The 14,369-nt window shown below is 65.5% G+C and carries 15 protein-coding genes; 8 read left to right on the forward strand and 7 right to left on the reverse strand.

What is annotated here, in order from left to right; all coding sequences use genetic code 11:
* Window positions 1–20: 20 nt before the first annotated feature.
* Both PRZ03_RS02235 and PRZ03_RS02240 read left to right on the forward strand, forming a co-directional pair.
* Complete coding sequence (locus PRZ03_RS02235) at window positions 21–1,877, forward strand: ATP-binding protein (protein WP_273598823.1); 1,857 nt, start codon at window positions 21–23, stop codon at window positions 1,875–1,877.
* A gap of 23 nt (window positions 1,878–1,900) precedes the next feature.
* A complete protein-coding gene (locus tag PRZ03_RS02240; protein ID WP_273598824.1) occupies window positions 1,901–2,884 on the forward strand; it encodes an AEC family transporter in 984 nt (327 codons plus the stop codon).
* Between the two features lie 14 nt (window positions 2,885–2,898).
* On the opposite strand, the gene PRZ03_RS02245 is transcribed toward PRZ03_RS02240, so the two are convergent.
* Window positions 2,899–3,957 carry a MerR family transcriptional regulator gene (locus PRZ03_RS02245; protein WP_273598825.1) on the reverse strand — a complete coding sequence of 353 codons (1,059 nt, stop codon included), beginning with the start codon at window positions 3,955–3,957 and terminating at the stop codon, window positions 2,899–2,901.
* Between the two features lie 192 nt (window positions 3,958–4,149).
* On the opposite strand from PRZ03_RS02245, the gene PRZ03_RS02250 reads away from it, so the two are divergent.
* From PRZ03_RS02250 to PRZ03_RS02275, 6 genes are read left to right on the forward strand one after another with little or no spacing between them, the layout of a single operon-like run.
* Window positions 4,150–4,428, forward strand: coding sequence for a high-potential iron-sulfur protein (locus PRZ03_RS02250; protein ID WP_273598974.1), 279 nt, complete (start codon window positions 4,150–4,152; stop codon window positions 4,426–4,428).
* 31 nt (window positions 4,429–4,459) lie between these two features.
* Window positions 4,460–4,654, forward strand: a complete 195-nt coding sequence (locus tag PRZ03_RS02255; RefSeq protein WP_273598826.1) for a DUF2256 domain-containing protein — start codon at window positions 4,460–4,462, stop codon at window positions 4,652–4,654.
* Window positions 4,647–6,212 carry a cryptochrome/photolyase family protein gene (locus PRZ03_RS02260; RefSeq protein WP_273598827.1) on the forward strand — a complete coding sequence of 522 codons (1,566 nt, stop codon included), beginning with the start codon at window positions 4,647–4,649 and terminating at the stop codon, window positions 6,210–6,212. The genes PRZ03_RS02255 and PRZ03_RS02260 overlap by 8 nt, the downstream gene beginning before the upstream one ends.
* A 39-nt stretch (window positions 6,213–6,251) precedes the next feature.
* On the forward strand, window positions 6,252–6,677 hold the full coding sequence (locus PRZ03_RS02265) for a thiol-disulfide oxidoreductase DCC family protein (RefSeq protein ID WP_273598828.1): 426 nt from the start codon (window positions 6,252–6,254) through the stop codon (window positions 6,675–6,677).
* 3 nt (window positions 6,678–6,680) lie between these two features.
* Entirely contained in the window at window positions 6,681–6,851 is a 171-nt protein-coding gene (locus PRZ03_RS02270; protein WP_263534130.1) for a DUF1513 domain-containing protein, read from the forward strand.
* A complete protein-coding gene (locus PRZ03_RS02275) occupies window positions 6,848–7,198 on the forward strand; it encodes a hypothetical protein (RefSeq protein ID WP_273598829.1) in 351 nt (116 codons plus the stop codon). Before PRZ03_RS02270 ends, PRZ03_RS02275 begins: the two co-directional genes overlap by 4 nt.
* Here the strand turns inward: PRZ03_RS02275 and eutC are convergent.
* The 6 genes from eutC to PRZ03_RS02305 all read right to left on the reverse strand — a co-directional run bounded on the left by eutC (window position 7,195) and on the right by PRZ03_RS02305 (window position 14,294).
* Window positions 7,195–7,983, reverse strand: a complete 789-nt coding sequence (gene eutC, locus PRZ03_RS02280; protein ID WP_273598830.1) for an ethanolamine ammonia-lyase subunit EutC — start codon at window positions 7,981–7,983, stop codon at window positions 7,195–7,197. The genes PRZ03_RS02275 and eutC overlap by 4 nt on opposite strands.
* Entirely contained in the window at window positions 7,980–9,371 is a 1,392-nt protein-coding gene (locus tag PRZ03_RS02285) for an ethanolamine ammonia-lyase subunit EutB (protein ID WP_273598831.1), read from the reverse strand. Before PRZ03_RS02285 ends, eutC begins: the two co-directional genes overlap by 4 nt.
* A 14-nt stretch (window positions 9,372–9,385) precedes the next feature.
* Window positions 9,386–9,847, reverse strand: coding sequence for a VOC family protein (locus tag PRZ03_RS02290; protein WP_273598832.1), 462 nt, complete (start codon window positions 9,845–9,847; stop codon window positions 9,386–9,388).
* On the reverse strand, window positions 9,829–11,082 hold the full coding sequence (locus PRZ03_RS02295) for an acyltransferase family protein (protein ID WP_273598833.1): 1,254 nt from the start codon (window positions 11,080–11,082) through the stop codon (window positions 9,829–9,831). Before PRZ03_RS02295 ends, PRZ03_RS02290 begins: the two co-directional genes overlap by 19 nt.
* A 75-nt stretch (window positions 11,083–11,157) precedes the next feature.
* Window positions 11,158–13,611, reverse strand: a complete 2,454-nt coding sequence (locus PRZ03_RS02300) for an FtsX-like permease family protein (protein ID WP_273598834.1) — start codon at window positions 13,609–13,611, stop codon at window positions 11,158–11,160.
* A complete protein-coding gene (locus PRZ03_RS02305; protein WP_273598835.1) occupies window positions 13,608–14,294 on the reverse strand; it encodes an ABC transporter ATP-binding protein in 687 nt (228 codons plus the stop codon). Before PRZ03_RS02305 ends, PRZ03_RS02300 begins: the two co-directional genes overlap by 4 nt.
* Window positions 14,295–14,369 lie beyond the last annotated feature (75 nt).

Here is a 14,369-nt window from a genome sequence, read left to right on the forward strand (position 1 = left end):
GAACGCTGAGGAGCTGGAGCATGGGACGTAGCCCGGTAAGCATTGGAATTCAGACCCGCTTGATTGCCGGCATCGGCCTGGTGGCGAGCATTCTGGTGCTGGCGCTGGGTTGGTACTGGACGGTGGCCGAAGAGCGTGAGTTGTCGCTGGCGCTGGTGCAGCGCGAGCAGCGCATGGCCGATCTGGTGGCGCGCAGTTTTGCCGCGCCGATCTGGAATCTGGACGGCACTGCGATCGAGAACCTGCTCGATGCGGTGATGGCCGACCCGGAGGTGCATGCGGTCGAGATGATCAGCTTGGGCGTCAACGCCGCGCCGCTGCGGCGCGAACGCAATCGACCGGCCGTGCTGCCGCTGCGCCGCGAGTTCCCGGTGATGTATCAAAGCAGCCCGCATGCCGAGCCCACGCTGGTGGCCCAGGCGGTGCTGATCTCCACGAGTGAGTTGGTACAGGCCCAGGTCATGCATACGCGGCGTTTTGTCGCTGGGCTGCTCGCTGCCACCTTGGCAGCGGTGATTGCGACCAGCTATTTGCTGATCAATCGCCTGGTGACGCGCCCGGTCAAGCGCTTAGGCGCGATGGCGCAGCGGGTGGCGGCGGGCGAGTTGGGGGCCAGCACCGAGGTTGAGCACAGCGACGAGATCGGCGTGCTGACCCAGCAGTTCAACTCGATGAGCGAGCGCCTGCTGAGTTCATCGGTGGGCTTGCGCCAAAGCGAGGAGCGCTACCGCAGCTTGTTCGAGAACGCCACCGAGGGCATCTTCCAGGCCGACTCGAAAGGCCGTTTGCTGAGCCTGAACCGGGCGCTGGCCAAGATGCTGGGCTATGCCTCGCCACAAGATGCGCTCAAGTCGGGCCGCCGCCTGCGTGCCTTGGTGCGGGTGGAGGCCCTGGAGTACAAGCGCATTGCCCGAGCGCTGACCCGTTACCGCTTGCTTCAGCAGGTGCCCTTGTTGATCGCCAACCGTGAGGGCATGCAGCTCTGGGTTGAGCTCAGCGCGCATGTGGTGGCCTCGGCCGACGGCAGCGGCACCCGCATCGAGGGCATGGTCAGCGACATCAGTCAGCGCCGCCTGGCCGAGCAAGAGCTGACTCACCACCGTGACCATCTGGAAGAGCTGGTGACCGAGCGCACGCTTGAGCTGAGCCAGGCCAAGCATCGCGCCGAGGCCGCCAGCCAGGCCAAGAGCCGCTTTTTGGCCACCATGAGCCATGAGTTCCGCACGCCCTTGAACGCGATCCTGGGCTTTACCCAATTGCTGCAGATGGACGACAGCCTGAGCGCTGCGCAGCAGAGCAAGATCGCACAGGTGCGCGAGTCGGGCGAGCATTTGCTCAATCTGATCACGGACGTGCTCGACACGGCCAGCATCGAAGCCGGCAAGGTGCGGCTGCAGCCCAGCTCGGTTGACCTGCGCGCGCTCTTGGACATGGTGTGTGACAACGTGCGCCTGCGCATCGAGCAAAAGCATCTGCTGTTCAATATTGACCTGGGCCTGCAACTGCCCTCCAGAGTGATGGTGGACGGCCAGCGCCTGCGCCAGGTCTTGCTGAATCTGCTCTCGAATGCGCTGAAGTTCACCGACTCCGGCTCGGTCGGCCTCAGCGTGCGCCTGCTCAGCCTGCAAGAGGGTGTAGCGCGCTTGAACTTCGAGGTCCGTGATACCGGCATCGGCATTGCTGAGCATCAGCTCGGGCGCTTGTTCCAGCCTTTCGAGCAGGTGGTGGACGACGCACGCTGCCTGGGCGGCACCGGGCTGGGCCTGTCGATCAGCCAGCAGCTGATGCGCGAGATGGGCAGCGAAATCCATGTGCACAGCGAGTTTGGCGCGGGCAGCCGCTTTTCTTTCGAGCTCAGCCTGCACACGGTCTCGTGAATGAGTGACGAGCGCGCTCAGGCATGAGCAGCCTGGTGTTTTACAAGCTGCTGGCGATCTTTATCGCGGTGGCGATTGGTTGGTTTGTCGGCCGTATGCGCTGGCTGGGCGGCCCCACTGGCAGCGGCGCCGAGGCCAGTGACCCGGCCCGCGTGCTGTCCAATGTGGCCTTCTACATTTTTGTGCCGGCGCTGCTGTTTCGTACCACTGCGCGGCTCGATCTGGCGAGCCTGCCTTGGCTGACGCTGGCGGCTTTCTTCATGCCGGTCCTGCTGCTTTTGCTCTTGGTCTACGGCGTGCAGCGTTGGCGATCCAAAGTGAATGAGGCGCCTGCCAGCCCCAGCGTGCAGGCCATCACCGTGACCTTCGGCAACACCTTGCAAATCGGCGTGCCGCTGGCTGCCGGCATCTTCGGCGAGGCGGGCTTGGCGATTCACATCACCGTGATCAGCATGCATGCGTTGACGCTGCTGACCGTGTTGACGCTGTTGGTCGAGCTGGACTTGGCGCGTGCCCGACCCGAAAAGGGCGGCCTGGCCGGCACGCTGGCGCTGACGGTGCGCAATACCGTGATTCATCCGGTGGTGCTGCCGGTGTTGGCAGGCCTGGCCCTGAATGCAAGCGGCATTGCCTTGCCGGCCGTGCTGGATGAGGTCTTGCAGATGCTGGGCACGGCGGTGGTGCCGCTGTGCTTGACGCTGATCGGCATGTCGCTGGCCTATTACGGCTGGCCCAAGGCCTGGCGCGGCGTGCTGGGTCTGGCGGCGCTGAAGCTGCTGCTCTTGCCGGCCTTGGTTTTGCTGGTGGCGCATTGGGGCTTTGGTTTGAGCGGCATCCCCTTGTCGGTGATCGTGATGGCGGCTGCGCTGCCGACCGGCTCCAATGCGCTGATCTTCGCCCAGCGCTACCGCTGCCAGGAGGGCGAAACGACGGCGGCCATCGTCGCCTCGACGCTGCTCTTCGTCTTGACGGCGCCACTGTGGCTGGCGGTTTTGAGCGCCATCTGATCAAGCCTGAGTGATCAAGCCCGAGTAGGAGGCAGGATGAGTCCCTCGTGCACGGCTATATGGGCCAGAGCGGCTTCAAAGCTGGCGCGAGCCTCGGCGGCCACGCAGCGCAAATAACGGTGTAGTTGTGCGTCAGCCGGGCTGCGGTCCTCGCACTCGGCGCTGTAGGCCTCGAAGTGAGAGAGTTGCAGCAGCAACTCGGCCACATGGCGTGGGCATTCGCAGGCGACGGTGGAGGACAGGCTGGCGAAATCGTTCAGCGCCGCATCATCCCAGCGCCGCGTCGGAATCTGGCTGCCGGCCTCTGGCAGCGGCTCGCGCGTTCCGTCGGGGCCAGCAGCTGCAAGGCCGCTCAAGCTGCCCGTCATGACATTCATTACGCCGCCCAGCCATTGGCCCAGCGTGCTGTCATTTTGCGGCTCGCGCAGCAGCGCCTTGCCGGCCCCGGCCAAGCCTTCGCAGTGACTGCTGCTGGCAAATCGGTAGAGCAGCGCCATGGGCAAGCTCGCCAAGCTCGGCGCCGCCGCTTGCAGCTCGCTGGGCCAAGTCTCATGTAGCCTGGCCTGCTGCAGCAGCAAGAGATCAACCGGCTGGCCCGCCAAGGCGGCCTGTGCCTGCGCGGCGTCTTCAAACGGACCCAGCCATTGCACCGGCCGGCCCAGGCCGCGCAGCAAGGCGGGGGACTGCAGGCGCGCGGCCAGCGCCTTGCCAATGACCGCGACCCGCAAGCTGGGCCGCTTTGCTGCTGATGCGCGGCCATCAAGCCTGGCGCGAGCCGGCTGCTTGTCGGCCAGGGCGCCGGCATGCGTGGCGGCGACGTCTTGCAACTGCTGCTGACTCAGCGCCGCCAAGCTGCCGATGGCGTGGCCCAGATCGCTCAAGCGCTTCAACAAAGACAGGTGTTGTACATCGGCGGCCGTGTACAGGCGCTGCCCGCTGGCACTCAGCTCCACTTGCGTGAGCCGGTAGCGACGCTCCCACACCCGCAGCGTAGCCACCGGCATGCGCAGCATGCGGGCGACCGCGCCGCTGCGATACCTGACCGCTGCCTCCGGTGACTTGCTTGGTCTCATGCTTGCATTGTGCGTGAAGAGTGTTTGACGCCAATTAGCGGAGGCGATTAGTCGGGATTGAATAATTTGACGATAGTTTGACTCGAAAGCGCCTATCCTGCGAAGCAGAGGCAAGGGTCCTCTGAATCACCCTCATTAGCCATCGCAAGGAGTAACCCCATGACTCAATTGATCCCACGCCGTGTTTTTCTGATGACTGTTGCTGCATCCACTGCAGCCCTCGGTACCAGCGCCGCTTTCGCGCAGGCGATGGTGGACGAAAAAGACGCTCAAGCCGCAGCGCTGGGCTATGTGGCCGACGCCAAGCGCGTCGACGCGAAGAAGTTCCCCAAGTTCGCCGCCGGGCAAAGCTGCGGCAACTGCGCGCTCTATCAAGGCAAGGCCGGTGACAAGGCCGGAGGCTGCCCGCTGTTTGCAGGCAAGCAAGTGGCCGCAGCCGGTTGGTGCAGCGCCTGGGCCAAGAAGGCCTGATCAGCGCCGCGACGCTAGCGCCCTTGTTGCCGTGAACGCTGACTCTCAATCGTTTCGTGGCAACAAGGCGGCGCTGCCGTCCAAGCCCTGCCTGGCCTGCGCGCGCCCCATGACTTGGCGCAAGTGTTGGGCCAAGAACTGGGCCGAGGTCAAGTATTGCTCCGACGCCTGCCGCCGGGGCAAGGTTCCAAAGGGCAAGCAGGGCAGCAAGGCCCTGCATGGCTGAGCTGCGCACGCTGGTGCTGGTCTTGGGTGACCAGCTGGATCTGGACGCCGCCGCCTTCGACGGCTTCGATGCCGCGCAAGACGGGGTTTGGATGGCCGAGGTGGCGGACGAGTCCACGCACATCGCATCGGGCAAGCCGCGCATCACGATGTTTCTGGCAGCGATGCGGCATTTCGCCCAAGCTCTGCAGGAGCAGGGTCGCCCGCTGCATTACATGCGCTTGGAGGATCCCGGCAACGCCGGTAGTTTGGCTGCGCAACTGCTGGCCGATGTGGCTCGCTTGAGGCCCAGCCGCTTGCTGATGACGGCGCCCGGTGATTGGCGCGTGTTGCAGGCGCTCAAGGCCGCCGCGCAAAGCTGCGGCTTGGCGCTGGAGATCCGCGAAGACCGGCATTTTTTCAGTAGCGTGCGCGAGTTTGCCGAGCATGCGCGCGGGCGCAAATCGCTGCGCATGGAGTTTTTCTACCGCGAGCAGCGCAAAAAGCACCAGATCCTGATGGACCCCGCGCAGGCCGGCGCGCCGCTGGGTGGGCAATGGAATTTTGACGCCGAGAATCGCGCCGCCTTCGGCGCCGAGGGGCCGGGGCTGTTGCCGACACGCAGCCGCTTCGAGCCCGATGAGATAACGCGTGAAGTGATCGCGCTGGTGGAGCGCCGCTTTGCCCATCACCCGGGCAGCTTGACAGGTTTTGCCTGGCCGCTGACGCGTGCGCACGCGCTGCAAGCCTTGCAGGCCTTCATCAGCGAGCGCCTGCCGCTGTTTGGTCGCTATCAGGACGCGATCTGGCCCGGCGACCCCTGGCTGTATCACGCACACCTGTCGGCCGCGCTCAACCTCAAGCTCTTGAACCCACGCGAGGTTGTGGCGGCGGCGGTCGCCGCTTACGAGGCCGGTCAGGCGCCCTTGGCGAGTGTCGAGGGCTTTGTGCGGCAGATTTTGGGCTGGCGCGAATATGTGCGCGGTGTTTACTGGACGCAGATGCCCGGCTATCTGGAGCTCAATGCGCTGGGTGCCGAGCAAGAACTGCCGGCCTGGTACTGGACTGGCGCCACCGATATGGCCTGCTTGCGCGACGCCATCATGCAGACCTTGACGCAGGGTTATGCCAACCATATCCAGCGGCTGATGGTGACTGGCGGCTATGCGCTGATGCTGGGCGTCAGGCCGCAGACCGTCCACGCTTGGTACTTGGCCATGTATGTGGATGCGGTGGAATGGGTGGAACTGCCCAACACCCTGGGCATGAGCCAATACGCCGACGGCGGTCTGATGGGCAGCAAGCCCTATATCGCCACCGGCAAATACATAGACCGCATGAGCCCGCATTGCAAAGGCTGTCGCTACGACCCGGTCCAGCGCACCGGCGACAAGGCATGCCCTTACACCACGCTTTACTGGGATTTTTTGATGCACCACGAGACGGCCATGGCCAATAACCCGCGCATGGCGCTGCAGGTCAAGAACCTTGCGCGCCTGAGCATCGAAGAGCGCCAGGCTGTGCGGTCTCGGGCCGACGCGATCCGGCGCGGCGAAGTTGGAGCGCTCCCCAATGCCTAGGATTGAAACCGACCTGGTCCTCGCTGGTGAGGTGTCCGCATGGTGAGCCCCATACCCACAAGCCCCACTGATAGGCCATTGACCGTGCTCTATGACGGAGCTTGCCCGCTGTGCCGACGTGAGATTGGGGTCTATCAGGGCTTACAAGCGAGTGAGCCTGTTTGCTTTGCCGATGTCAGCGATGCGGCCACCATATTGCCGCCGGGCAGCACGCGTGAGCAACTGATGGCGCGCTTTCATGTGCAGGCCGCCGATGGCCGCTTGCTCAGCGGCGCGCAGGCGTTTCTGGCCTTGTGGGCCACGCTGCCGGGCTGGCGCTGGCTGGCCAAGCTGGGTCAGGTGCCAGGTCTTGCCTGGGTGATGGAGCGGGCGTATCGTGGTTTCCTGTATCTGCGGCCGGCTCTGCAGCGTGTCGTCAGACGTTTTGACGTCGCCTCAGCAAGGGCAAACTTCAAGGAGGATTGAGCCATGAACGAAGACCCTCGCTGCTGCGGCAGTGGCACTTGCATCATCGATCCGGCGGGCCGCTGCTGGTGCGGCCAGCAATGGGATGGGCAGAAAATGAGCGCTGTGCCGGCCGTTCAGCCAGACCGGGCCGAGCCCATGGCGCTAGCCTCAGCTAAGGAACAAGCCCCATGAACTGGCTGAACAAGCTCCCCGGCTTCCAGCGCAGCCCGCCCGGCCTTGAATGGACGCTTTGGCAGCACCTGCCCCGCATTCTCTGGGTCGGCACCGTGATCCCGGGTCTGCTGGCGCTGGCCTGCTGGTGGGCGGTGCCCGATCAGCTGACATCGGCCGCAGACCGCGATTTGTTGCTGACCAGCTACCGCTTGATGGGTTTGGTGATGCTGCACTGGACGCTGGTGCTGACGGTTGGCATCGGCTGCGTGCTGGTGATGGTGATGAAGGGCCCGGCCTATGTGGCCGACGCCTACCCGCCGCCGGAGCGCGAGAGCATGGACGACGAGCCGGGACGCGAGGCTTAGGGGCCTCCCAGCAGCTCACGCTCGCTATCGTCCTTCAGCCCCACGCCGCTCAAGCCCCGCCGCAAGGCTTCGCGCAGCAACCAGGCCAGACGCTGAGCCGCCAACTCGGGCACCAAGCCGGCCGGCCGGATATTGCTGACACAGTTGCGTTCAGCGTCACTGCGCCCGAGGGCCGGGCCAAAGGTCAGATAGGCGCCCAGGCTGTCGGGTGAGCTCAGACCAGGCCGCTCGCCCAGCAGTACCAAGACCGCCCGGGCGCCCAAGACAGCGCCGATTTCATCACCCAAGGCCACGCGCGCCTGCGTGGCGATGAGCAGCGGGCCTATCCGCATGTGGCCGCCGAGCGCCTGCTTGAGCGGGCTCAACAGCGGCAGCGCATGCCTTTGAGTGGCGACGGCCGACAAACCGTCGCCCAGCACAATGACGAGATCAAGTGGCGCAGGCGCAGGTTCAGACTCAGGCGAAGGCTCAGGCGGCAGCGAGCGCAGGTGCTCCAGGCTGGCCTCGTCAAGCCGGCGCCCCAGGTCGGGCCGGCGCAGGTAGATGTCTCGCCCAGCGGCCCGGCTTTGCACGCTCAGCCAGGCCCAGCCGGCGCCGCTCAAATCCGCGCCTAGCGCGGCCACATCCAGCGGCGTTAAGACGGCGTCGCGCGCCTGCGCATGGGCGGCGTTGAAGTCCAGCAGCTCGCGCGTCGGCAAGCTGGTGCCGGCACGGCCTATGCCGATACGGGCCGGGGTGTGGCGGCGCAGCGGCTCCCACGGGTCTTGTTGGACTTCAGTGCTCATCCCAGGCCGCCAATCTTTGCAGTTAGCGCATCGGCCAAGAGCGGCTGCCCACCGGCCGGCAGCAAGGCGCCGCTGGCATCGGTGATGCCCATGCGCTGCAGCCAGGCCTCGAACTCGGGTGCGCGCTTGAGCCCCAATAGCTTGCGCACAAACAAGGCGTCGTGGAAGGAGGTGCTTTGGTAGTTCAGCATCACGTCGTCGGCGCCCGGCACGCCCATCATGAAGGTCAAGCCCGCGCTGGCCAAGAGCACCAGCAGATTGTCCATATCGTCCTGATCGGCCTCGGCATGGTTGGTGTAGCAGATGTCGCAGCCCATGGGCAGGCCTAACAACTTGCCGCAGAAATGATCTTCCAGGCCGGCACGGATGATCTGCTTGCCGTCGAACAAATACTCCGGCCCTATGAAGCCGACCACGCTATTGACCAAGAGTGGTTGATAGCGCCGTGCGACGGCGTAGGCCCGCGCTTCAAGCGTTTGCTGGTCAACGCCGTGATGCGCGTTGGCCGACAGCGCGCTGCCCTGGCCGGTCTCGAAATACATCACGTTTTCATGGCCGCGCCGCAGCGACAGCGCCGCCGCATGGGCCTCGTCCAGCAGCGCCAAGTCGATGCCGAAGCTGCGATTCGCCGCCTCACTGCCGGCGATGGACTGGAACACCAGATCGACCGGCGCGCCCTGCTCAATCGCTTGCAAGGTGTTGCTCACATGCGTAAGCACGCAGCTTTGTGTGGGAATCTGGTGGCGCTGAATCAGCTCATCCAACAGTTGCAAGAGGCGTGTTGTCGCCGCCACGCTGTCGCCCGCCGGGTTGATGCCGATGACGGCGTCGCCGGCGCCGTACATCAGACCATCCAGCATGCTGGCGACGATGCCGGCCGGGCTGTCGGTCGGGTGATTCGGTTGCAAGCGCACGGCCAAGTGGCCCGGCAGGCCCAAGGTCGAGCGAAAGCGGGTCAGCACGCGGCAGCGGCTGGCCACCAGAATCAGGTCCTGATTGCGCATCAGCTTGGCTGTAGCTGCGACCATCTCGGGCGTTAGCCCCGGCGCCAAGGCGCTCAGCGCGGCCGGCGTGGCCGCGTCCGACAGCAGCCAGTCGCGCAAAGCCCCCACGCTGAGATGGGCAACCGGCGCAAACGCGCTCGCGTCATGGCTGTCAATGATCAGGCGGCTGATTTGATCCGTCTCGTAAGGGATCACCAGCTGATGCAAGAACAGGCGCAGCGGCACTTCGGACAGCGCTCGGCAAGCGGCCACGCGCTCTTGCGCGCTCGCTGCCGCCAAGCCTGCCAGGCTGTCGCCCGAGCGGGCCGGCGAGGCTTTGGCCATCAGCTCGCGCAGATCGGCGAAGCCGTAGCTGAGCGCGCCGACCGTGGCTTGGAAACCCATCGCCGGGCTTTGAATTACCAGCCGCCGATATTCGGCATCGAGATCCAGGGCTCGGCCGCAGCCAGCGCCGGGCCGTCTTGCAGCAGCTCGACCGAGATCAGGTCGGGCGAGCGTACAAAAGCCATGCGGCCGTCACGCGGCGGGCGCACGACGACGACGCCATGGTCGAGCAGGCGCTGGCAGGCGGCATAGATGTCGGGCACGGCAAAGGCCAGGTGACCGAAATTGCGCCCGCCGGTGTAGGCCTCGCTCTTGCCGTCGGCATCCGGCCAGTTATAGGTCAGCTCGACTTGAGGCTGGTATTTGCCGGCTTCATCACCGGGTGCCGCCAGATAGACCAAGGTGAAGCGGCCGGCCTCGTATTCGCTGCGGCGCACCTCGACCATGCCGAGCGCGTCGCGGTAGAACTTCATCGAGGCGTCGAGATCGGTGACGCGGACCATCGTGTGCAGGTATTTCATTGGAGCGTTTTGCATGCAGTGGAATTGGCTCCGAATGTAGCGGTTTCTCTGGTCTTTTGCGTGTCCGCCTTCTCGTGAATACCCAGCAGCAGGCCGAGCGCGGGCGGCAGCCGCCGCGCCAGCAAATAGCCGAGCGCGCAGATCGCAAACGTCAACGCGATCAGCATCGGTGCCTCTATCCCCGGCGCCAAGCCCAGCGGACGCAAGGCCTGGCTCAGCAAGATGATGACGGTCTGGTGCAGGATGTAGACGCAGAACACCGCTGCGCTCAGACGCCGGCGCCAGACGCTGTCGAAGTTCAGCCATTGCTTGGCGAAGCCGCAGGCCGCCATGATCGCCCACCATTGCATCGCACCCCACAGCAGCCTGGTCGCCATGCGCAGCAGATAAGGCGGCTCTATTTCCGCGTAGTAGCTGAAATAGCCTTGCAGCAGGCCCCAGGCCGCCAAGGCCATCAGCAGGGCCGGCCAACGCAGGCGGGCGATCCGGCCCCATAGGCCGGCATCGTCAGCCGTGCCGCGCATGCACAAGAGGCCGAGCAGGAATACGCTCAGATATTGGGCGTGGCTGTACCAGTCCCACACCGGATTGTTGGTGCCCTCGAACTGCACCAGCGTCAGGCGGGAGAACATCAAGGGCAGGGCCAGGCCGAGCATGAGGGTAGCGGGGGCGCTGCGGGCGACTGATGCGCTCAAGCGATCAAGCAGCGGTCCCGAGGCCTTCACGAGCGCCCAGGCCAAGACCGTGTAAATCCACAGATAGGGTAAGAACCACAGATGATTCCAGGTCGGCACGGTCAGGCAGCGGCGTGCGCCTGCTTCGATCCGGCAAAAGTTCGGGTCGGCCGCCAGATAGCGCTGCATGAAGTCCAGATAGCGGCCCTCGTAAGCGAGCTTGTAGACGACCTCGAAATAGGACTGCGGCGGCACGATGATGAACATGCCGAACAAGAGCGGCCACAAGAGTCGGGCGCTGCGCTGCTTGAGCAGGCCCACGCCTTGGGTCTTGCGCAGCAACGCTTGCGTGGCCGCCCCCGAGATGAAGAACAGCAGCGCCATGCGCCAGGGCGAGCTGAGCATCATCAGCGGCTCAAGCGCAGTCACCAGCGTGGCGCTTTTGACATGCCAGCTCCAGCTGACGTAATACATGCCGACGTGATAGAACACCAGCAAGCTGAAGGCCAGGATGCGCAACCAGTCGAGGAAGAAAAGCCGCGATGGTGGTGTAGATGAGGTGGTCTGTGAGTGCATGCCTCAGCATCGCCGCCGGCCCCGCTGCCGGCAAGCCGAATGGGGCGAGCCGGATCAGGCATGGGGCGAGTGGGTTTAGCGTAAAGCCTCGATCGGCTGCAGCGCCAGCGCCAAGCGCAGATGCCGCAGCGCCGCCAGGCCGGTGACGGTCAGGGTCAAGAGCGCGGCGGCGAACAAGGGCAGGGCCAGCCCGTTGAGTAGATCGATATGGTCGACAAAGTCAGCCAGATAGCCGTGGCCCAGCAAGGCGGCCAAGGGCAGGCCCAGCAGGCCGGCCAGCGCCAGCGGCGTTGCGAATTCGGCCGCCACCTCGCGGGCGATGGCCAGATGGCTGGCGCCATGCAGACGCCGCAGCACCAGCTCGGTACGGCGCCGCCGCAAGGTGTCGGCCACCAGCGCATAGGCACCCAACATCGCCACCGCCACCGCCAGCAAGGACACGGCGGCCAGCACCCAGCTCATCACCTGCTCCTGGCGATAGACCATATTGCGCTGCTCATCGGCCGTCCAGACCAGATGCACCAGCGGCGGGCCGTGGCTTTTCCAGACTTGTTCCAAGGCCTGGCGCAGCGCCACGACGTCGGGGCCGTGAACGGTCAGGTCCCATTGCGGCTCGTCGCTGAGCATGAAGCCTTGCGGCAGCGCCGCATCGCGAGCCGACTCTTGCTTGATGTCGCCGACCACCGCCACGATGCGGCGTTGGTCCTGGCCCTCTTTGACCATGTCCCCACCGCCGCGCAGCAGCGCACCGACGGCATCCTGCGGCGTGGCAAAACCCAGCATGCGCGCGGCCTTGGCATCGATGACCAGGCGCCCCTCGCCGCTGCCCTGGAGCGGATTGCCGGCCAGCACCTTGATGCCATAGGTGTCGAAGAAGCTCGGCGACGCGACCGTCATGCGCAGCATCCGCTTGTCGCCCTTGGGGCCGACATGGAACTCGCTCGGCCCGCCGGTGTCCATGGCCGGGCGGGCCGAGCTGAAGGCGAAGTTTTGAATCGCCGGATGCTGGCGCAGGCCCTCGACAAAGGCGTCCATCTTGGGCACGAAGTCGCGCTCGACGATGGCGCTCAGGATAAGGCGGTTATGGGTGTCTATGCCCCGGTCGGCGTTCAGCAGATAGCGATGCTGCAAGCTCAGCACGCCGGTCAGCGCCAGCAAGAGCAGTGCGCCGCTCAGTTGCAGCGTCAGCAGACCTTGGCGGATGCGTCGGCCCCATGGGCCCTCGCTCGCTGTGCGGCCCTGCAAGGCCGGTGCGGGCACTTGCCGCAGGGCCATGGCCGCCGGCAGCGCCAGCGTCAGCGGCAGCAGCGCCAGCACCGTCAGCCCCAGGCCCAGCAAGGCGCGCAGCGGCAGCGCGTCGGCCACCGGTCGCTCGGCGCTCAGGCCCAGCCAATCGGCAACGGCCGGTGCCAACCACCAGGCCAGCAAGGCCGCGCCGGCGGCGCTGATTATGAGCGTTAGCAGCGTCTCCAGGCCCCAGAGCCGCAGCAGGTCGCCGTCGGTCGCGCCCAGGCTGCGGCGCAAGGCGGTTTCGCGCCGGCGCTGCAGCATTTGAGCCGCTTGCAGATTCATGCAGTTGATGGCGGCCAGCAGGAATAGCAAGGCGCTCGCAGCGGCCAGCGCGCCCAGCAGCGTCCAGACCATGGGCTGGCCTTCCAGCGGCAGCTGAGCCAGCGTCAAGGCACGGAACTCGGCAGCGGCTTTAATGGGTCCGGTCTTCCATTCTGCCGGCAGCTTTGCATACAGCGGATGGGCCCGGTAGGCTTGCTCCAGCAGCGGCGCCAGCTCGGTGGCGCTCGCACCCGGGCGCAGGCGGGCATAGACCTGACCATTGCCCTGGTGGATCGTGTCTATCGCCTCGGGGCTGTCAATGATGCCGCCACGGAAGTCATCGCCGACCATCAAAAAGCTGGCCATCGCCTCATGTGCCTGGTTCAGCGGGCTGCGCGCGTCGATGGCCGGCATCACCGCCGTCACCAAATAGCTGCGGCCCCGGCATTCGACGCTGCGGCCCACGGCCTGCGCCAGCGGCAAGTCGCCCCAGAGCTTGCGCACCAGTTTAGGCGTTAGCGCGATCGCGTCCTTGCGGCGCAGCGTGGCTTCCAAGTCACCATGCAAGGCTTTGAGGCCCATCAGCGCCGGCAGATCGGGGTCGGCGGCCAGCACCCGCACGACTTGCAGGCTGTCCTGTCCGTCGGCATTCATGTGCAGGGTGAAGCCTTCGCTGCTGCTGCGGCTGATCAGCTCCAGCGGCAGGCCACGGTCTTTGAGCAGCGGCACGAGGCCGACCGGTGTGGCCAGTTGCCAGCGCGCTTCATCGCCCGCTTGATTGGGTTTGAAGTCCAGCATCACCACCCGCTCCGGCTCGGGCACGCCCGGGTCAAGCTCGGATTGCGACAGCGCCAACACGGCCACCAACAAGCACACCGCCATCGCCACGCTCAGCCCGCCCATTGCCACCAGCGTGGCCGAGCCGCGCTGGCACAGGCCGGCCCAGGCTTCTTTCAACAAAGTCGCGGTTTTTTTCATGCGAACTGCTCCGCGTGGGCGTCGACCAAGACCCGGCCGTCGAGCAGGCGCACGGTGCGCGAGGCCAGTGCCGCATGCTCGGGGCTGTGGGTCACCATCACCAGCGTAGCCCCTTCTTCGTTCAACTGACGCAGCAAGTGCATCACCTCCTGGCCATGCGCGCTGTCGAGGTTGCCGGTCGGCTCATCCGCCAGCAGCAAGGCCGGCCTCGCGGCGATCGCGCGGGCGATCGCCACCCGCTGCTGCTGGCCGCCGCTGAGCTGGCTGGGGCGGTGCGCGGCGCGGTGACTCAGGCCCAGGCGCTCCAGCACCTCGGCCACGCGCTCGCGCTGGGCTTTCTCGGGCATGTCGCCATAACGCAGCGCCAACTGCACGTTGTCAAACACGCTCAGCTCATCGACCAGGTTGAAGCTCTGGAACACAAAGCCGATGCGCCCGCGCCGCAGCGCCGCCAACTCGCGCGCTGTCTTGCGGGTCACGTCTTCACCGTCCAGGCGGTAAACGCCGGCGCTGGGCTTGTCCAGCAGGCCCAAGAGGCCCAGCAAGGTGGATTTGCCGCAGCCGGAAGGGCCGGTGATGGCCACATATTCGCCGGCCTCGATGCGCAGGTCGATGGCGTTCAAGGCGGTAGTTTCCACATCACCGGCGCGGTGGCGTTTGCTGAGTTGGCTCAATTCGATCATGGTGATTTTTGCAGTTGAAAGATTCAAGCTTTGCAGCATCGGGGCTTGCCGCCGAGCGGCCAAGTCCCCTGTCCA

The sequence above is a fragment of the Roseateles albus genome (assembly GCF_028595345.1).
GTDB classification, from domain to species: Bacteria; Pseudomonadota; Gammaproteobacteria; order Burkholderiales; family Burkholderiaceae_C; genus Paucibacter_A; species Paucibacter_A albus.